Raw genomic sequence first — 16,449 nt, forward strand, 5'->3', positions numbered from 1 at the left:
CGCACGGCGCTCTGAGAGGTCCCTTTAGACTATTGCGCGCATAAGGGCCAGCCCGGCAAACACGGCGAGTGCCGAAAGAAGCACGCTGGAAGCCACATAAATCAATGCCGTGACCAGTTCGCCGCGCTCGAGCAGGGTGATCGCGTCGAGCGAGAAGGCGGAAAAGGTGGTGTAGCCGCCCAGAATGCCGGTGATCAGAAACACCCGCATCTCCGCCGACGCGCCGAATTTACGCGCGATCACCTCGGCAAAGACACCGATCAGGAAGGATCCGGTGATGTTGACGGTCAGCGTTCCCCATGGAAATGAGGGGCCGAAGCTGCGCAAGGTCCAGAGCCCGACGAGATAGCGGAGCACGGAACCGACAGCGCCACCGGCGGCAACGAGAAGGATATGTGTCATCCCAAATGCCATAGCCGAAACCGGCGGAGCGGAAAAGATAGCCGTCCATTTTGGTGCACCCAAAGTCTGGTGACTGTCATCTGGCGGACCAGCGGAAAACCAATTTTTAACACGCAAATTCTAATATGCCCGTCACTGGCCAGGCGGTTTCAAGCGGACGTGCAATGACAAAACTGAAATTCAATTTCACCCATTACGACCTCAAGCAGCAGCGCGCCGGCGTGACCATCGAGATCACCCTGTCGGCCGTCGCCAACGTGCGGCTGATGACGGCTAACAATTTCCAGCTCTACACCGAAACGCTGAAGCATCAGTTCGTCGGCGGCGTGGCGCGCAAGTCACCGATCCGCCTGACCATTCCGCAATCCGGTCACTGGCATGTGGTCGTCGATATGGAAGGTCATCATGGCCAGTGCGAATCAAGCATCCGCATTGTTGAAGCCGCAACGGCGCCGCGTTTTCAGTCCGCATCCTGAAAATGAAAGAACAGCGCTGTGCAGGACGGCGCGGTTCCTCAATTCATAAGATGAGAGCTTATGCCAGCCGGTCAGCGTGCCATTTCAGGTGCTCGTCCATGAACGACGAGATGAAATAGTAGGAGTGATCGTAGCGCTCGTGCAGGCGCAGCGTCAGGCCGATGCCGGTGCCCTTGATGGCATCCTCGAACAGCCAAGGCCGCAAGCCCGTTTCGAGGAAGTTGTCGGCCTTGCCCTGATCGATCAGGAATTCCGGGAAGCGCGCGCCGTCTTCCACCAGCGCACAGGCGTCGTACTTCCGCCAGCTTGCCTTGTCCTCGCCGAGATATTTTTCGAACGCACCGATCGACCAGTCTGCCGTCGATGGCTCGACGATCGGCGCGAAGGCTGAGCAGCTCTTGAACCGGTCCGGATTCTTTAGCGCGATGGTCATGGCGCCGTGGCCACCCATGGAATGGCCGAAAATTCCCTGGCGGGCCATGTCGACGCGAAAATGCTGGGCGATGAACGCCGGCAGTTCCTGCGTGATGTAGGTGTACATCTGGTAGTTCTCGGCCCAGGGCGTCTCTGTCGCGTCGAGATAGAAGCCTGCACCCTTGCCCATCTGCCAGTTGGTCAGCTCGTCCGGTACCTCGGCGCCACGCGGGCTGGTGTCCGGGCAGACGATGATCAAGCCGAGTTCGGCGGCCATCCGGCGATATTCGCCTTTTTCCATCACATTGGCATGCGAGCAGGTGAGGCCGGAAAGATACCAGACAACCGGGCAGGGCGCTGTGATCGCCTGTGGCGGGATATAGACCGCAAAGGTCATCTCGACCCCGCAGGCCTGGGAATCGTGCGCACACACGCCCTGCATGCCGCCAAAGGCAGTATTCTGTGAAAGGACTTTCAAGCTGTGCTCCTTGAAGCTGAAAATGCACTAGGCCAGCGACACCGCCGCGTTGACCGCAGCCGCCACCAGCACCGTGTTGAAGAAGAACGAAACGACCGCATGCACAAGATTGATCTTGCGCATGGCGGTTGAGGTGATGACGATATCCGAGGTTTGCGCCGTCATGCCGATGACGAAGGAGAAATAGAGGAAGTCAAAGCCACCCGGGTCCTTGGTGCCTGGAAACTCGAGGCCGCGATTGTCGCCGTCGCTTCCCGCCGCCTGCAGGCTCCAATAGCTATGCGCGTAGTGCATCGCCGCCATCGTATGGACCGTCAGCCAGCCAAGGGTGACGGAGGAAAATGCCAGCACCAGTTCGAGCACCGTCTCCTTACCGCCGGTGTTCAGCGCCATGAACAGCGAGACAAGCGAAATCGCCGCTGTCGCCAGCGTCACGGCAAAGATGATGAATGCCGGTTCGTCGGTGCGGGCGGCATGATGTTTCAGGTACGCGCCGGTCAGTCGCGGAAGGCGCCATGCGATCATCAGCAGATAGACAAGGAAGAAGACCACAGCGGCCAGATTGACCGCCAATGTCGGCTTGGCGAACAGACAGATGGCCAATGTGATCGCAGCGCAGATGCCGCCCGCGTAGAACGGGGTATGACGGCGATGGGTGATCTTCCTGTCCGACATGCTCATGAGCGCTCCCGATCCCGCCGTTCTAGCGTTGTTTGACGCGGCGGCAAAGCCGGTCGAGCGTTTCGAGAAAGGCCGACCGGTCGCGCGGCGAGAAGGCGGCGTTATAGCCCTTGCTCTCACCGGTCTCGCGCAAATGCGCACCGAGATCCCGCATGGCGGTCGCCATGCCGATATTGGCCTTGTCGAAGACGCGCCCCGTCGGTCCGGTCACCTGCGCACCAGCGGCAACGCATCGGCCTGCCAGCGGCACGTCGGCGGTAATCACGATGTCACCGTCATGGGCACGCTCGGCAATCCAGTCATCGGCGGCGTCGAAGCCGGACGAGACGATGACATTGCGCACCATCGGGTCACGCGACGGTCTGAGGCCGGAATTGGCGACCAGCACGACCGGCAGGCCGTGGCGTTCCGCGACCTTGAGGATTTCCGGCTTGACCGGGCAGGCGTCGGCATCGACATAGATCGTGCTTGCTGGCTCTGTTGGCTCTGACATCACTGCTCGTACCGCTTCACTGTTATCATGGCCGGGCAGCAGGGCTGCTCATCGGCTTCATCGCCTCGCCGGTCGGGGTTTTTGGCCGCTCCAGCGACCGGGCGCCACCGCTGCGGATCCACGTTTCAGTTGAAACCTTCTCGCCCCCGGCATAGGCCCAATGTCCCTTCCAGGAGCCATCCGGCTGCAGATTATATTGCGAAATTCCAAAACCGCTCCCATTACCGTAGCCGATGCTGATCATATCGTCATCCGCTGACGCCACGCCCGTCGTTGCCGCGTCGCCACGCTTGCCACCAATGCCGACGCCGTTTGATTCCGTGCCGGCAATCGTCCAGGTCACCGAATAGATTTCGCCGGTGCGGTTGACGGTGACGGTTCCGTGATACTCGCCACCATCGTCTGGATTGATGCCGGTGACCTCATAGGTTCCAACTGGATCTGCCAAGGCGGGGGTGGAAAGGGCTACGGCCAGCAATAGACCGGCAATGCCAAAACTGCGCCTGTTCATTCCGCCCTCACGCTTTTCGTCTCCGGACCATGTTTGGGTCTATGTCTTTCGAACGCATAGCGATCCGGCTGTTCGAAATCCAGAACCATATCAAGCGATGAGACAATCCTTGGACAGCCAAGCGCCGCGCCTTCAAAAGACGCGGCGCCCACTGCTGTTATCGGAATAATCCGGAAACCTGCCTCGAAGCCTCGGTTTCCGGTTAGTAGATTACCACGCTGCGGATGCTTTCGCCGCGGTGCATCAGATCAAAGCCCTTGTTGATGTCTTCGAGTGGCATCGTGTGGGTGATCATCGGATCGATCTGGATCTTGCCTTCCATGTACCACTCGACAATCTTCGGCACATCGGTGCGGCCGCGCGCACCACCAAAGGCGGTGCCCATCCAGTTGCGGCCGGTGACCAGCTGGAACGGACGGGTGGAGATTTCCTGGCCAGCACCGGCAACGCCAATGATGACCGACTTGCCCCAGCCGCGATGCGACGATTCGAGTGCCTGGCGCATCACCTTGGTGTTGCCGGTGCAGTCGAATGTGTAATCGGCGCCGCCGATCGTGTCGCCGTTGCGCTTGGTCAGGTTGACCAGATAGGGAACGATATCGTCGCCGACTTCCTTCGGATTGACGAAATGCGTCATGCCGAACTTTTCGCCCCAGGCCTTGCGGTCATTGTTGATATCGACGCCGATGATCATGTCGGCACCGGCAAGGCGCAGGCCCTGCAAGACGTTGAGACCAATACCGCCGAGACCGAAGACGATCGCCGTCGAGCCGACTTCGACTTTGGCCGTGTTGATGACGGCGCCGATGCCGGTGGTGACGCCGCAACCGATATAGCAGATCTTGTCGAACGGTGCGTCCGGGTTGACCTTGGCGAGCGCGATCTCCGGCAGAACCGTGAAATTGGCGAAGGTCGAGCAGCCCATATAGTGAAAGATCTTGTCCTTGCCGATGGAAAAGCGGCTCGTGCCATCCGGCATCAGGCCCTGTCCCTGCGTCGACCGGATCGAGGTGCACAGGTTGGTCTTGCGCGACAGGCAGGAATAACATTCGCGGCATTCCGGCGTGTAGAGCGGGATGACGTGGTCGCCCTTCTTCAGCGAGGTGACGCCCGGGCCGACGTCAACGACGATGCCGGCGCCCTCATGGCCGAGAATGGCCGGAAACAGGCCTTCCGGATCGGCACCCGAGAGCGTGAACTCGTCGGTGTGGCAGATGCCGGTCGCCTTGACCTCGACCAGCACTTCGCCGGCGCGCGGGCCGTCAAGCTGAACGGTCATGATTTCGAGTGGCTTGCCTGCCTGCACGGCAACAGCGGCGCGTACGTCCATGAGTATCGTCTCCCTGAAATGAATTCGCGCCACAATCGCAGAGTGGCCGGTGGCGCTCAAGCCGGAATCGGCTGAGAATCGGTCGTAAATCTTACATGTCCTGTAGGACGCGGTTGATCTCCATCTCAAGGGCGGAGATCGCCTTTCCCGTCTGCTCGTGCAGTTTTTTCACTTGCGCCAGCTGATCGCGCAACTGGCCGGACACTGTGTTGGAAAGATCGTCCTTCGGTGCTTCGCCGATACCGGCGATCAACCAGGCCGGTGTGACCCCCAGCACGCCCGCAAGCATGAACAGCCGGTTGGTGCGGGGCTCGGAGCGGTCGCGTTCCCAGGCGGAAATTGTATCGCCGCGGACGCCGAGTTGGTTGGCAAGGTCCTTGACCGAGAGGTTCATCGCGTCGCGCGCCCGCCAGATGCGGCCTCCCAGTGTGTCGTTGTCGCTTGGCCTGCGCAACATTGCCAAGGCGGTTTCGGTCGATAGACGCATCGGTCTCTCCTTATGCCTTATGGGCTTGGGTGGGTCGAGTTCCGGGGCGGCCGCGCTTGCGGTCGAAGACTTCATTGTTGCAATTTATAGAACCTGCTGCGAAATTGGACACCCTTCCACGTCAAAAATGCCGCCAAAAGCGTCTTCTGTGCGCGTCCTTTCCTGACGGCGCCTAAAATCGGATTTCTCCCGTGAGCACATCCATGCCGACTGCCGCCACGCCCGCTCATACCGTCATGCAAGGACTTGCGATCATGCTGGTAGCGATGATCATCCTGCCCTGCATGGATGCGATCGCCAAATATATGGCGGTCTATCAGGGTATGTCGCCGGCGCAGGTGACGTTCTACCGGTTCTTCTTCCAGCTGGTCTCGATCCTGCCGATGCTTCTGTCGACCGGTGGCCTGCGGGCGCTGAAACCAAAGCGCCTGTGGTTCAATCTTTTGCGCGGCGTGCTCCTGGCCGGTGCCGCTTTGCTGTTTTTCGTCTCGGTCAAATACATGCCGCTGGCCGATGTCTTTGCCATCTATTTCGTCGAGCCGTTTATCCTCACCTGCCTGTCGGCTCTGATCCTGCGGGAAAAAGTCGGCTGGCGGCGCTGGCTTGCCATTTTCATCGGTTTCGGCGGAGCCATGATCGTCATCCAGCCGAGTTTCGAAATCTTCGGACTGAAGTCGTTGATGCCAATGTTCTGCGCCTTCCTGTTTGCCTGCTATCTGCTGCTGAACCGGGTTGTCGGCAATGCCGATACGCCTTTGACGATGCAGACCATTGCCGGTATCGGCGGCTCGCTGTTCATGATCGTCGTCATCGCGATCGGCTACAGCGCAGGGTCGGTGGATTTCATACCGTCACTGCCGCACTCCACGCTGGGCTGGGTTCTGGTCATCGCGCTCGGCACCATTTCCGGCTATGGCCATCTTCTCGTGGTCAAGGCATTCCAAGCCGCCCCCGTGTCGCTTTTGGCGCCATTCCATTATCTGGAAATCATCACCGGCACGGCGCTCGGCTTCCTGATTTTCGGCGAATTCCCAACATGGTCGAAATGGTTGGGTATCGTCATCATTGTCGGCTCCGGTCTGTTCATGATCTGGCGGGAGCGGCGGGCAGGCTTAATGGTAAAAATTGACTGAATCCATCAAGCCTCTGCTAACGCTCATTCTTTCCGGATTGGAAACGGGCTCAGTCTACGTTTAGTCCAGTTTCATGACGAAACGGGAGAGAAACGATGGGTGAACTTCGTCTTTCTTATCCGGCATGTGTCATCGCCGGAAAGACGCGCTTGACGGTCGATGATATCGCCATTCTGCGTGAACATGTTTTCGTCCCAGGGATTACCGCATCGCAAGACGCGGTAATCCTTTTGGCGATCAACGGCTCGTGCAGCGAAAAATGCCCGGAATGGCATCACTATTTCATCGACGCCATGACCGAATTCATTGTCCGCACCAGCTATCCGCAGGGCGCCATGGACGAATGGAATGCCGATTGGCTGATTGCGATGATCTCGACGCGCGGCGTGGTGAATTCGCGGATCGAACTCGATCTGTTGTTTCACATCATCGACATCTCCACCCATATTCCCGATAGCCTGTCGATCTTTGCGCTGGAACAGATCCGCATGGCGACGACCGGGGATGCCGGTGCGTGGGCCGTGTCGCGCGGTAGCCGCAAAAATGGGCTGGAGAAGGCCGATATCCTGCTGATCGCCCGGGTGATGAGCGCCATCGCCCGCTCGCGCGGCAGTCAGTTGACGTCACGCGAACGCCGGATGCTGGAGCAGATCGGTATCCTCACCGGCCTGTCGAACGAGCGTACCGAAGCAGCATAGCGCTGGAAACGCGGGAAGCCGGCAGATGCCGGCCTCCCGCACGATTTGTTCACGCCCTACAGCTAGCGTTCGGCTGACGATCAATTGGAGAGCGCATATAGTGACGCATGCACCGGCGATCGCGCTTCTTGTCATCAATGTCGGGCTTTTGTGGCTTCTGCTGGCGGTGCCGCTCGGATTGCGCACGCTGCGTGTGCAGGGCTCGTTCCTCACGAGCCGCGCCAAAGTCTGGAGCGCGATCTTTCCGCTTGGGATTTCCGCCGACTGGCATCATTCCGTTCTGACCAGCCGAATTGTGCCGGACGCGCCCAACCGGGTGCAGCAGACCTATACGCATCTCGACCGGCACGGCGAGCCCATCAAGAGATCGCTAGAGATTACCGAAACGCAGGCCGGGGCCGAATATGACGCCCGGGTCCTGGAGGACAGTGCACTCGACGCTGCGTTCTGGAAGGATTTTGGCGAACGCAGGCGGCTCGTCGAAGACGGTGACAGGGTTCACCTGACGATCGAGCAGACGGACCGCTATCGTGGCCTGGCGTTTCTGATCTTTCGCTTCTTTGCTCTGCGGCGCGAGATCAAGGCGTTGCAGCAATGGCTTGAGACAGGGCAAAGCAAACCCGCACGGGTCGCCTTCGAACATCCGCTTGTCCAATGTGGGTTGGCAGTCTTATCGACGCTGCTCCTGTGGCCATTCTTTGGTCTCACCCGCACTGGCTTGCTGCTGTCGTCACTGTTGACGCTTGTCATCGTGCTGCACGAACTGGGCCACATGGCCGCTTACCGCGCCTTTGGTCACAAGACGGTTCGGATGATCTTCGTGCCGTTGCTGGGTGGGGTGGCCATCGGTGGCAGGCCCTACAATTCCGTCTTCGAGGTCGCCACCTGCGCCTTGATGGGCGCGGGCATGTCGGCTTTCCTCATTCCGGTCGCCATCTTTCTGCACAAAGCGGACGGCAAGGACGCGTTCGATTCAGGAACGGCGGTTCTGATTTTCCTGCTGATTCTCGGTGCGTTCAACCTGCTCAATCTGTTGCCGATGAACCGCTTCGATGGCGGCCAGGTTTTGCGCCAGGTTTTTCGTTCACCCCTTGGCCGGTTGGCGGGAAGCTTCCTCATCACTCTGATCATTGCCGGCGTGGGCTGGCGCATCGGCGTATCAACACCGGCCTTGCTGGCCGGGCTCGCCGTGTTTGCCCTGTTGAGCATGATGGGCAGCAGCGGCGTCAAGCCGCGCCATCGCCTCGATGAGATGACGGGCGGCCAGCGGATCCTCAGTGGCCTCGGACTTTACTCGGCCGTCGCCCTGCACGGCTATGCCATCGTCTATGCGACGGACCGGTTGTTTTCCTGACCGGATTGCAGACCGTCGGCGTCATTGACGGCCGGGCCGAAAATATCCTCGAAGGCCTGACGAAGCTTGATATCGACATCGCTCATCATCACCGGCAGGCCGAGATCGACCAGGCTGGTGACGCCATAACCACGAATGCCGCAGGGCACGATGCCGTCGAAATGTTCCAGTTCCGGATCGACGTTGAGCGACATGCCGTGAAAGCTCACCCATCGGCGCAGGCGAATGCCGATCGCGGCAATCTTGTCCTCCGCCATTGAGCCGTCGGGGAGGGACGGCCGCTCGGGGCGCCGGACCCAGACGCCGACGCGGTCTTCGCGCCGTTCGCCCCTGACATTCATACTGGAAAGCGTTTCGATCACCAGGCTCTCCAAGGCTGCGACAAAGGCGCGAACATCCTGCTTGCGCCGCTTGAGATCGAGCATGACGTAAACGACGCGCTGTCCAGGCCCATGATAGGTATATTCGCCGCCGCGGCCGGTCTGGAACACCGGAAAGCGGCCCGGCATGACGAGATCGGCAGTGTTCGCACTGGTTCCGGCGGTATAGAGCGGCGGATGTTCGACGAGCCAGACAAGTTCGTCGGCTTCGCCGGCGGCAATTGCTGTGGCCTCACGCTCCATCGTTTCGATCGCGTCTGCATATTCGACCAGTGAGGGCGCGATTCTCCACCGCACCGGCGGACAGCCATCGGCTGCGAAGAACGTTTTCTCTAGATTTTCGCGTCGCATGGCCAAAGCAATCCCGTTGATTTGTTTTTCTAAATGGTACGCCGAGGGGCAAGAGTCCAGCATTCTCAGGGGTGCACGAACCAGCCTGTTGAAATAGTTGATGTTGCCGTCAACTTTCTGTCATCCTGCCCTTGTGCACCCCAAATGCTTTTGCTACATGCAGCCCCGCCGGAGCAGTTCGGCATCTACCACGATGCGGTCGTGGCGGAATTGGTAGACGCGCAGCGTTGAGGTCGCTGTGGGGCAACCCGTGGAAGTTCGAGTCTTCTCGACCGCACCATTCAACAAGAAATTGTTGAACGTATACAAGGCGGAATGGTCCAACATCTCAGAGGCGTTGGACCAATCAACCTAAAGCCCCAGCCTCAGCAACCTTTCCTATTGCTACCTGCACAAGTTTCCAACGCTCCACCCGGCGCGTGTAGACTTCACTTGTCTTGGCCTCCGAATGGCCAAGAATCGCCATGATCTCGTATTGGCTGCAGCCCAGCTCTGCCAGGATCTCAGCAAGCCCCTTGCGGACGCCGTGTGCCGACAGATTGTCAAGATTGGCTTCCCGGCACCATATCTTGAACATCGACGACATGGAATCCCCGCTGGCATAGGGATTGCCGCCACGCCCCAAGACGTAGGTTGCGCCCTGAACCTTCGTTGATCTCGTTGCCTTCTTCAGCGTCTCGAAGAGGGGAATGCAGACTTCCGACGATCCCTTCTTGTTCGGCACCCAAAGCAAGGCCTCGATGCCATTGATCACACATTCAGCCTTGCGGCCCAGCGTGGTCAGATCCTCGATACGGCATCCGGTCCAGAGCAGCACGTGCATCGCGACATATGGCTTGCTGCCGTACTTGTGGGTGGCAAGGAAGGCCTTCACATCGGCAGCTTTCCAAGGCGTTGCTCCATCTCCCTTGGTGTAGACCTGCTTGATGCCCTTGGCCGTGTTCACAGGGATATCGACGAGCACGGCAACAAGGCTTCGATCAGTCATTTCGGCAGCGAAGTGACGGCCCGGGAGGCTTTGGAGAGCTGCATCGACTGCGATGTTTGCATAAACTGTGTCCGTTGCAATGCCTGCACGGTATGCGTTGAGTGCGAAGATTGCGCCTGCACAACGGGGTCAAATCGCTGTCATCAGTGCAACTCCTGCTCAAACTGTGTCGATTGCAGCGGCTGCGCCCAGAAGACTGATGCGGAAAACGAGACCTGCGAGTAACTCTGCTTCGCGACGCGGAAGCTAGGCCGCGCACTCATAAACCGGTTTTCAAATCGGTTCGATTTTGATTCACTGAAGCCTTGATATGGAGGCTTCTGATGACCCGTCTCCGGTTTGATCTCACCGATTTCGAGTGGACTGTTATTCAACCCTTGTTGCCGAATAAGCCGCGCGGGGCGCCCCGGGTTGATGACCGGCGGGTGATCAACGGCATCTTGTGGCGGTTCCGGACAGGCTCGCCCTGGGCAGACGTTCCGGATCGATATGGTCCGTATACCACCTCCTACAACCGGTTCGTGCGATGGCGCAAAGCAGGCGTCTGGGATTATATTCTGGACGAGATTTCCAAGGCTTTCGATGGCGATATCGTCATGATCGACAGTTCCTGTTGCTCTGATCCCCAAAAACTGGACCGTTTTTGATTGGAGTTTTCCGCGCTAGATTCCCGGCTGGGAACAGGAGCGGAAGCGATGAAGGCATCGAACTTTTCGGACGCCCAGAAAGCGTTTATTTTGAAACAAGGCGACGATGGCGTGCCGGTGGCTGAGATTTGCCGGAAGGCCGGAATCAGCCAGGCGACTTACTTCAACTGGCGCAAGAAATATGCAGGCCTGCTGCCCGACGAGATGCGACGGCTGAAGGCATTGGAAGATGAAAATGGCCGTCTGAAGAAGATCGTCGCGGACCTGACGCTGGACCGGGAGATGCTCCAGGACGTCATCCGCCGAAAGCTCTGAGGCCTGCCCGCAAGCGCAAGCTGATCGACGGGATGCTGGTGGATTGGGGCATATCGATCCGACGGGCCTGCGAGGTCCTCAAGTTCGACACCTCGACCTACCATTACAAATCCCGAAGAACCGGACAGGCCGCTCTCGAAAGACGGATCAAAGAGATTTGCGAGACGCGCGTGCGTTATGGATATCGGCGCGTGCATGTCCACTTGCGTCGTGACGGATGGAAGATCAACATGAAGAAGACACGTAGGATTTACAGCGAGTTAGGCCTTCAGTTGCGCAATAAGCATCCCAAACGTCGGGTGAAGGCAAAGCTCAGGGATGACCGCCAAGTGGCCGTTGGGCCGAACGATGTCTGGGCTATGGACTTCGTCCACGACCAATTAGCAACAGGTAGGAAACTGCGCATTTTGACCATCGTCGATACCCATTCCCGCTATTGCCCGGCCACCGACGCGAGGTTTACCTACCGGGGCGAGGATGTGGTCCAGACGCTGGAACGCGTTTGCAAGAAGGCCGGCTATCCCAGGACGATCAGGGTCGATAACGGCAGCGAGTTTATCTCCCGCGATCTGGACCTTTGGGCCTACGCCAACAAGGTCACTCTGGACTTCTCGCGGCCAGGCAAACCGACCGACAATGGCTTCATTGAGGCCTTCAACAGCAAGCTGCGGGTCGAGTGCTTGAACGCGCATTGGTTCCTGACCCTTGCGGATTCGCGCGAAAAGTTGGAGACTTGGCGCCGATACTACAATGAGGATCGTCCTCACTCCGCAATCGGATATAACGTCCCGATTGCCATACATAATCCCGGTGGCGCCACCAGCCCGTCATCGTGATGAAAGCCCGGAAACTCTAATCTCCGGCGCTCCAAGGCTTGGGCTCAGTGCACTTTGGAAAGCTGTATCGACTGCGATGTTTGCATAAACTGTGTCCGTTGCAATGTATGCACGGCATGCGTTGAGTGCGAAGATTGCGCCTGTACAACGGGGTCAACTCGCTGTCATCAGTGCAACTCCTGCTCAAACTGTGTCGATTGCAGCGGCTGCGCCCAGAAGAGTGATGCGGAAAACGAGACCTGCGAGTAACTCTGCTTCGCGACGCGGAAGCTAGACAACGCTTTTTTCCATACGCGGCGCGTGAGGCTCGCGAGCAGCTGGAGGATTACATTAGAGCCGAGTGAGGCGGCTCTAATGCCAGAATGGTATCCTTGTTGTATTGGGCTGAGCTAGCCTTAAGGCGTCCTTGCCTTGAGAGCCTTTGCAATCGAGGCGAGCGACTCTTCAACATAGAGAAGTTTCGAGGTTATGACGCCATCCCGGCTGGGAAGTGTCGGGGAAAAATGGATCTGCGTTCCGCTGGCGTGTTCATTAACGTGCAGTACCTTTGAAAAATCTACGAGTGTGCTGGCTTTCCCAGTGGTAGTGAGTGCAATCCACATAAAATAACTTCCTGATTAAAAGTCCCAGCTGAAATCGAGTTACGAGCTTTGAGGACATGAAAGGCGCGTTGTTGCGCTTGGTTACTCAGTGGGAACGTATGAGCCTGACGGGTTATTCAAAGGCCAACAGCGGCAAACCCAACTAACAACAGTGTCAAAGCTAAACCCGTTGCCAATCGTGCAGCCCGCGCGAGCCGGTTACCACGACCATCCCAATCATAAGTCATTGTGTCCCCCATCATTCTGAACCGGACACCCGGCCCTCGTAGGCGACACACTCGCGCGCCTACCGCGTCGCTGCTTGTAAGCGACGATCCGCAAATAGTGCCTGCAGGCAGTCAGTCAACCATCGAGCGAGAAAAAGGGTGAGGCCTGACCGAGCGGGGGAGCTCTAGGCCGTAGACTCATAACGATCTGATCCAAATTCTAGCTGCTGCCAATTTGACGGCGGCGAGAAAGTTCATCGGGTCTTTGTCGTAACGGGTGGCGATGCCTCTGAACTGTTTGAGTTTGCTGAAGAAACGTTCAACGAGATTGCGCTGCCGGTAAACCCATCGGCTGAAAGGGAAGCTTCCCTTCCGATTGCTTTTGGCCGGGATATTGGCCCATGCCTGCCGTTGCTTTGCAAATGCTCGTATAGCGTTGGTATCGTAGGCCTTGTCCGCCAGCAGGATCGCGCCCTTGGAGATTGTCTGTAACAATGGTTCCGCCATGCGGCCATCATGGGCTTGGCCGGCTGTGAGTGCGAGACGCATCGGTCGACCATCGGCATCGACAACGGCGTGGGTTTTGGTGGTCAAGCCGCCACGGGAACGTCCCATGCAGCCATCGTCTTGATCCCCCTTTTTCCCGTCGCCGCATGTTGATGAACACGGACACAGGAGCTGCCGATCATGACGATATCGCCATCGAAAGCCTTGGAAATCTCGCCCAGAACATGATCCCAGACGCCTGCTTTGCGCCATCGCACGAACCGGTTGTAGCAAGTTGTATACGGACCATATCGATCCGGAACGTCTGCCCAAGGGCGAGTCTGTCCGGAACCGCCACAAGATGCCGTTGATCACCCGCCGGTCATCAACCCGGGGCGCCCCGCGCGGCTTATTCGGCAACAAGGAAGGCTTCAGTGAATCAAAATCAAACCGATTGGAAAAACCGGTTTATGAGTGCGCGGCCTAGGCTCAGGCCCTATTGATTAAGGGCCTTCCCAATTTGGGATTGTTTTGATTCACTCATGGCAGGAGGATTTTGCCATGAGTGATTTGTTTTTGCTGACGCCATCTCAGTTCAGCCGGATCAGGCCCTATTTCCCGCTGGCTCATGGCATCCCACGCGTTGACGATCGCCGGGTTGTCAGCGGCATCATTTACGTGCTGAAACATGGACTTCAGTGGAAAGATGCACCGAAAGAATATGGTCCTCACAAGACGCTCTGTAATCGCTTCATTCGATGGAGCGAGTTGGGCGTCTTCAACCGGATTTTCGAGGCCCTTGCCGGCAAGGCGGGCCAACCCGACAGGCTGATGATCGATGCCACCCATCTCAAAGCCCATCGCACCGCAGCCAGCCTGCTAAAAAAGGGGCTCTTTCCCGCTTTATCGGACGAACAAAAGGCGGCCTGAATTCCAAGCTGCACGCCGTCACCGATGGGCTGGGCCGACCCTTGCTGTTTTTCCTCACGGCCGGCCAGACCAGCGACTATCAGGGGCCTGGCACCTGCTCGATCGCCTGCCCAAGGCCAGGGAATTGCTGGCAGATCGTGGCTACGATGCCGACTGGTTCCGCAACGGATTGAAAGACAAAGGCATTTCGCCCTGCATTCCACCACGCAAAAAGCGCAGCAACCCGGCCGACTACGACAAAATCCTTTACAGGCAACGATATCGTATCGAGAACATGTTTGGCAGGATCAAGGATTGGAGGCGCATCGCGACCAGATACGACCGATGCGCTCATACTTTCCTATCCGCAATCACCATCGCCGCAACGTGCTGCTATTGGCTCGATTAATGAGTCCTGAGCCTAGTCAAAAGTTCCACAGTCCCGAATACTGGAAAAATTAAAACCCGATCGCCGCCTGACCGAGAGCGACCGGGTTCATTGCCTTCCCGTATCACTGCGTGAAGGCACAGCGCGATATCACCTGGCGGGTAGTTCCTCAATCTGAAAAAGGCGAGGCCTGGTCGCCCCGACTGGCGATGCCAAGCCTCTAACTGGCGTTTCGGGAGAGTGGGTCCTAAAGCCAGCTCTGTACAAACTGCTAGGCTGATCTTTTGTTCTCAAGACAACGAAATAATGATGAAAACGATCGCTTATCCGGCGGCGCCACAGGTCAGGCTGGTCAGGCAAAAATCAACAGCGGCAGCCCAAGCGCGAACAACGTCAATGCGGCCCCTGCCGTGATACGCGCGGCTTTTGCAAGCCGGCTCCTCCGGCCATCCCAGTCGTAAATCATTCCTGCCTCCTCAAGCCCGGGCAAACTTGATGTAGCGCGACAGAACGTCAACCACTACTTTTAGAGGACATCATCATGAACGAGATAATCTCGGCCCATCAACTCCGCACGGCCGCGAAAGGTAAGGTGTATGAGGGCAACATGAATTCCGTGTTGGTCGCGCTGGACAGGTTTGGTGTCGATCTCGGGATGAACAAGCCGCATATCCTGGCGCAGTTCTTCCCCAGGTCATGCACGAAGGCGGCGACTTCAAATATGACGGCGAGGTATGGGGGCTGACTGCAGCGCAGAAGCGCTATGACAACCGCGTCGATCTGGGCAACACGCCGACGGCTGATGGCGATGGCTATCTCTACAGGGGCTGCACCGCCATGCAGCTGACGGGCAAGAGCTACTACCGACAGTTCCGCGACTGGTGCAGGGAAAGTGGCTTTAATCCACCTGATTTCGTCAGCAAACCAGATCTGGTCAATACCGATCCATGGGAAGGGCTTGTCTCCCCTCTGGTCCTGAGTAACCCGCGATCTCAATAAGTGGGCCGATCAGGGTGACATCGAGACCATTACCCGAAAGATCAACGGCGGCAAGAACGGTTTGGCCGATCGCATGGACCGCTATGGCCGAGTGGCCCTCGTCATGCTTGGCTACAAGCCCGACAACGTGCGGCAGTTCCAGGCTGATCATCGGCTAGACGTGGATGGCGACGTAGGCCCCAAGACGCGCGCTGCGCTTGATGGCGAGCTGGTAGCCCTTATCCCCGGCGAAATGGCAAAGCACCTCGGTGCAGGTGGCGCCCGTGGTCGAGGAGAAGCCTGTGGTCCCGGTCTCCGTTGACAGACAGGTTAAGACCAAGGCCGACCGCACCGGCTGGCTTGTCGGTATCGGCGGCACGGTCGGTACTGCACTGACGGCTTCTCGGGTCGAACTGGCAGACGGTGCTTGCGTTCGGTGGCGTTTCGCTGGTTGCTCTGCTGTTGATCGTCCTTTTGCGACGCCAGATCGTGGCGGCTGTGAAGGAAATCCGCGGTGAGGTCGAAGCATGATCTCCCGCGCCTCACTCGCGGCCGGCGGCATCGTCGGGCTCATCTTCGGTCTGTTGCTGTTCCACCTCATCAATATCGCTGTGTGGCGTCCTGCGGCGGTGAACGAGGGCAGGGAGATCGAACGATCCGCCATCCTTAAACAGGCCATGAGAAACATCGGACAGCGGGGCAAAACCAATGCTGAAATACGTGTTCTTGATACTGGTGCTTTGTGCCGTGAGTTGGGTGGTCGCTGGGTGCCAGAGAACAGCCTCTGTGAGTGATGGCAGCGGCTTCGAGCTTCTGACCCCATCATCCGAGACCAGAGCCTTCATCGTTGCCAATGATCAGCCATTCGGCCGTCAGGTGGCCGGCCATAACCGAACCTGCGCCGCG

Annotated in this window: 18 protein-coding genes, 1 tRNA gene and 3 pseudogenes; 12 read left to right on the plus strand and 10 right to left on the minus strand. The window is 58.2% G+C overall.

The annotated features are described in order from the left end of the window. Nucleotides 1-24 precede the first annotated feature (24 nt). Nucleotides 25-402: a fluoride efflux transporter CrcB gene (gene crcB, locus ACQY8Q_RS21395; RefSeq protein ID WP_428428377.1), complete on the minus strand. Its 378-nt coding sequence runs from the start codon at nt 400-402 to the stop codon at nt 25-27. 164 nt (nt 403-566) lie between these two features. Between crcB and ACQY8Q_RS21400 the strand changes: the two genes are divergently transcribed. Further along, complete coding sequence (locus ACQY8Q_RS21400; protein ID WP_428428378.1) at nt 567-878, plus strand: DUF1883 domain-containing protein; 312 nt, start codon at nt 567-569, stop codon at nt 876-878. A gap of 58 nt (nt 879-936) precedes the next feature. Here the strand turns inward: ACQY8Q_RS21400 and fghA are convergent, their stop codons facing one another. The 6 genes from fghA to ACQY8Q_RS21430 all read right to left on the minus strand — a co-directional run bounded on the left by fghA (nt 937) and on the right by ACQY8Q_RS21430 (nt 5,272). Beyond that, nucleotides 937-1,770 (minus strand): S-formylglutathione hydrolase, encoded by an 834-nt coding sequence (fghA, locus tag ACQY8Q_RS21405; RefSeq protein ID WP_428428380.1) that lies wholly within the window; start codon nt 1,768-1,770, stop codon nt 937-939. A gap of 27 nt (nt 1,771-1,797) precedes the next feature. Next, nucleotides 1,798-2,451, minus strand: a complete 654-nt coding sequence (locus ACQY8Q_RS21410) for a DUF1345 domain-containing protein (protein ID WP_428428381.1) — start codon at nt 2,449-2,451, stop codon at nt 1,798-1,800. A gap of 22 nt (nt 2,452-2,473) precedes the next feature. Continuing rightward, entirely contained in the window at nt 2,474-2,944 is a 471-nt protein-coding gene (locus ACQY8Q_RS21415) for a YaiI/YqxD family protein (RefSeq protein WP_428428382.1), read from the minus strand. A 25-nt stretch (nt 2,945-2,969) separates the two neighbouring features. After that, nucleotides 2,970-3,455: a hypothetical protein gene (locus ACQY8Q_RS21420; protein WP_428428384.1), complete on the minus strand. Its 486-nt coding sequence runs from the start codon at nt 3,453-3,455 to the stop codon at nt 2,970-2,972. A gap of 202 nt (nt 3,456-3,657) precedes the next feature. Continuing rightward, nucleotides 3,658-4,785 carry an S-(hydroxymethyl)glutathione dehydrogenase/class III alcohol dehydrogenase gene (locus ACQY8Q_RS21425; protein WP_428428385.1) on the minus strand — a complete coding sequence of 376 codons (1,128 nt, stop codon included), beginning with the start codon at nt 4,783-4,785 and terminating at the stop codon, nt 3,658-3,660. A gap of 91 nt (nt 4,786-4,876) precedes the next feature. After that, on the minus strand, nt 4,877-5,272 hold the full coding sequence (locus ACQY8Q_RS21430) for a helix-turn-helix domain-containing protein (protein WP_113243454.1): 396 nt from the start codon (nt 5,270-5,272) through the stop codon (nt 4,877-4,879). A gap of 236 nt (nt 5,273-5,508) precedes the next feature. Here ACQY8Q_RS21430 and ACQY8Q_RS21435 point away from each other — a divergent pair, with 236 nt between their 5' ends. From ACQY8Q_RS21435 to ACQY8Q_RS21445, 3 genes are all read left to right on the plus strand, one after another. Further along, a complete protein-coding gene (locus ACQY8Q_RS21435) occupies nt 5,509-6,405 on the plus strand; it encodes a DMT family transporter (RefSeq protein WP_428429840.1) in 897 nt (298 codons plus the stop codon). Nucleotides 6,406-6,500: 95 nt separating this feature from the next. Continuing rightward, nucleotides 6,501-7,103, plus strand: coding sequence for a hypothetical protein (locus tag ACQY8Q_RS21440; RefSeq protein ID WP_428428386.1), 603 nt, complete (start codon nt 6,501-6,503; stop codon nt 7,101-7,103). Between the two features lie 100 nt (nt 7,104-7,203). Further along, nucleotides 7,204-8,457 (plus strand): hypothetical protein, encoded by a 1,254-nt coding sequence (locus ACQY8Q_RS21445; protein ID WP_428428387.1) that lies wholly within the window; start codon nt 7,204-7,206, stop codon nt 8,455-8,457. Here the strand turns inward: ACQY8Q_RS21445 and lipB are convergent. After that, nucleotides 8,430-9,188, minus strand: coding sequence for a lipoyl(octanoyl) transferase LipB (lipB, locus tag ACQY8Q_RS21450; RefSeq protein ID WP_428428388.1), 759 nt, complete (start codon nt 9,186-9,188; stop codon nt 8,430-8,432). The two genes, ACQY8Q_RS21445 and lipB, sit on opposite strands and share 28 nt — an antisense overlap. Nucleotides 9,189-9,383: 195 nt before the next feature. On the opposite strand from lipB, the gene ACQY8Q_RS21455 reads away from it, so the two are divergent. After that, a tRNA-Leu gene (locus ACQY8Q_RS21455) sits at nt 9,384-9,468 on the plus strand. A 66-nt stretch (nt 9,469-9,534) separates the two neighbouring features. Here ACQY8Q_RS21455 and ACQY8Q_RS21460 read toward each other — a convergent pair. Beyond that, a complete protein-coding gene (locus ACQY8Q_RS21460) occupies nt 9,535-10,176 on the minus strand; it encodes a tyrosine-type recombinase/integrase (RefSeq protein ID WP_428428389.1) in 642 nt (213 codons plus the stop codon). Between the two features lie 323 nt (nt 10,177-10,499). Between ACQY8Q_RS21460 and ACQY8Q_RS21465 the strand changes: the two are divergent. Together ACQY8Q_RS21465 and ACQY8Q_RS21470 are read left to right on the plus strand one after the other, a co-directional pair. Further along, nucleotides 10,500-10,790, plus strand: a pseudogene (locus ACQY8Q_RS21465) (transposase); the annotation flags it as partial. Nucleotides 10,791-10,871: 81 nt separating this feature from the next. Then, nucleotides 10,872-11,974, plus strand: a protein-coding gene (locus ACQY8Q_RS21470) for an IS3 family transposase (protein ID WP_428428390.1) whose coding sequence is annotated in 2 segments (ribosomal slippage) — nt 10,872-11,133 and nt 11,133-11,974 — 1,104 coding nt in all. Because the reading frame shifts where the segments join, the coding sequence is not laid out codon by codon here. A 1,006-nt stretch (nt 11,975-12,980) separates the two neighbouring features. On the opposite strand, the pseudogene ACQY8Q_RS21475 reads toward ACQY8Q_RS21470, so the two are convergent. Then, nucleotides 12,981-13,703 (minus strand): annotated as a pseudogene (locus ACQY8Q_RS21475) (IS5 family transposase). A 126-nt stretch (nt 13,704-13,829) separates the two neighbouring features. Here ACQY8Q_RS21475 and ACQY8Q_RS21480 point away from each other — a divergent pair. The 5 genes and pseudogenes from ACQY8Q_RS21480 to ACQY8Q_RS21500 all read left to right on the plus strand — a co-directional run bounded on the left by ACQY8Q_RS21480 (nt 13,830) and on the right by ACQY8Q_RS21500 (nt 16,337). After that, nucleotides 13,830-14,586: pseudogene (locus ACQY8Q_RS21480) on the plus strand (IS5 family transposase). 520 nt (nt 14,587-15,106) lie between these two features. After that, nucleotides 15,107-15,310, plus strand: a complete 204-nt coding sequence (locus ACQY8Q_RS21485) for a hypothetical protein (protein WP_428428391.1) — start codon at nt 15,107-15,109, stop codon at nt 15,308-15,310. Continuing rightward, the gene (locus ACQY8Q_RS21490; RefSeq protein ID WP_428428392.1) at nt 15,262-15,564 is read left to right on the plus strand and encodes a hypothetical protein; all 303 of its coding nucleotides are present in this window, start codon (nt 15,262-15,264) and stop codon (nt 15,562-15,564) included. Before ACQY8Q_RS21485 ends, ACQY8Q_RS21490 begins: the two co-directional genes overlap by 49 nt. Nucleotides 15,565-15,667: 103 nt before the next feature. Next, nucleotides 15,668-15,865 carry a peptidoglycan-binding domain-containing protein gene (locus ACQY8Q_RS21495; protein ID WP_428429841.1) on the plus strand — a complete coding sequence of 66 codons (198 nt, stop codon included), beginning with the start codon at nt 15,668-15,670 and terminating at the stop codon, nt 15,863-15,865. 205 nt (nt 15,866-16,070) lie between these two features. Next, nucleotides 16,071-16,337, plus strand: a complete 267-nt coding sequence (locus ACQY8Q_RS21500) for a hypothetical protein (RefSeq protein WP_428428393.1) — start codon at nt 16,071-16,073, stop codon at nt 16,335-16,337. Nucleotides 16,338-16,449: the final 112 nt, after the last annotated feature.

Origin of the sequence: Pararhizobium sp. (genome assembly GCF_965279435.1) — a bacterium.
Classification (GTDB): Bacteria; Pseudomonadota; Alphaproteobacteria; order Rhizobiales; family Rhizobiaceae; genus Pararhizobium.

Coding starts and splice junctions, on each gene's coding strand:
- crcB (WP_428428377.1), bottom strand. CDS start 402: ATGACACATATCCTTCTCGTTGCCGCCGGTGGCGCTGTCGGTTCCGTG.
- ACQY8Q_RS21400 (WP_428428378.1), top strand. CDS start 567: ATGACAAAACTGAAATTCAATTTCACCCATTACGACCTCAAGCAGCAG.
- ACQY8Q_RS21410 (WP_428428381.1), bottom strand. CDS start 2,451: ATGAGCATGTCGGACAGGAAGATCACCCATCGCCGTCATACCCCGTTC.
- ACQY8Q_RS21415 (WP_428428382.1), bottom strand. CDS start 2,944: ATGTCAGAGCCAACAGAGCCAGCAAGCACGATCTATGTCGATGCCGAC.
- ACQY8Q_RS21420 (WP_428428384.1), bottom strand. CDS start 3,455: ATGAACAGGCGCAGTTTTGGCATTGCCGGTCTATTGCTGGCCGTAGCC.
- ACQY8Q_RS21425 (WP_428428385.1), bottom strand. CDS start 4,785: ATGGACGTACGCGCCGCTGTTGCCGTGCAGGCAGGCAAGCCACTCGAA.
- ACQY8Q_RS21430 (WP_113243454.1), bottom strand. CDS start 5,272: ATGCGTCTATCGACCGAAACCGCCTTGGCAATGTTGCGCAGGCCAAGC.
- ACQY8Q_RS21435 (WP_428429840.1), top strand. CDS start 5,509: ATGCAAGGACTTGCGATCATGCTGGTAGCGATGATCATCCTGCCCTGC.
- ACQY8Q_RS21440 (WP_428428386.1), top strand. CDS start 6,501: ATGGGTGAACTTCGTCTTTCTTATCCGGCATGTGTCATCGCCGGAAAG.
- lipB (WP_428428388.1), bottom strand. CDS start 9,188: ATGCGACGCGAAAATCTAGAGAAAACGTTCTTCGCAGCCGATGGCTGT.
- ACQY8Q_RS21460 (WP_428428389.1), bottom strand. CDS start 10,176: ATGACTGATCGAAGCCTTGTTGCCGTGCTCGTCGATATCCCTGTGAAC.
- ACQY8Q_RS21485 (WP_428428391.1), top strand. CDS start 15,107: ATGAACGAGATAATCTCGGCCCATCAACTCCGCACGGCCGCGAAAGGT.
- ACQY8Q_RS21490 (WP_428428392.1), top strand. CDS start 15,262: ATGCACGAAGGCGGCGACTTCAAATATGACGGCGAGGTATGGGGGCTG.
- ACQY8Q_RS21495 (WP_428429841.1), top strand. CDS start 15,668: ATGCTTGGCTACAAGCCCGACAACGTGCGGCAGTTCCAGGCTGATCAT.
- ACQY8Q_RS21500 (WP_428428393.1), top strand. CDS start 16,071: ATGATCTCCCGCGCCTCACTCGCGGCCGGCGGCATCGTCGGGCTCATC.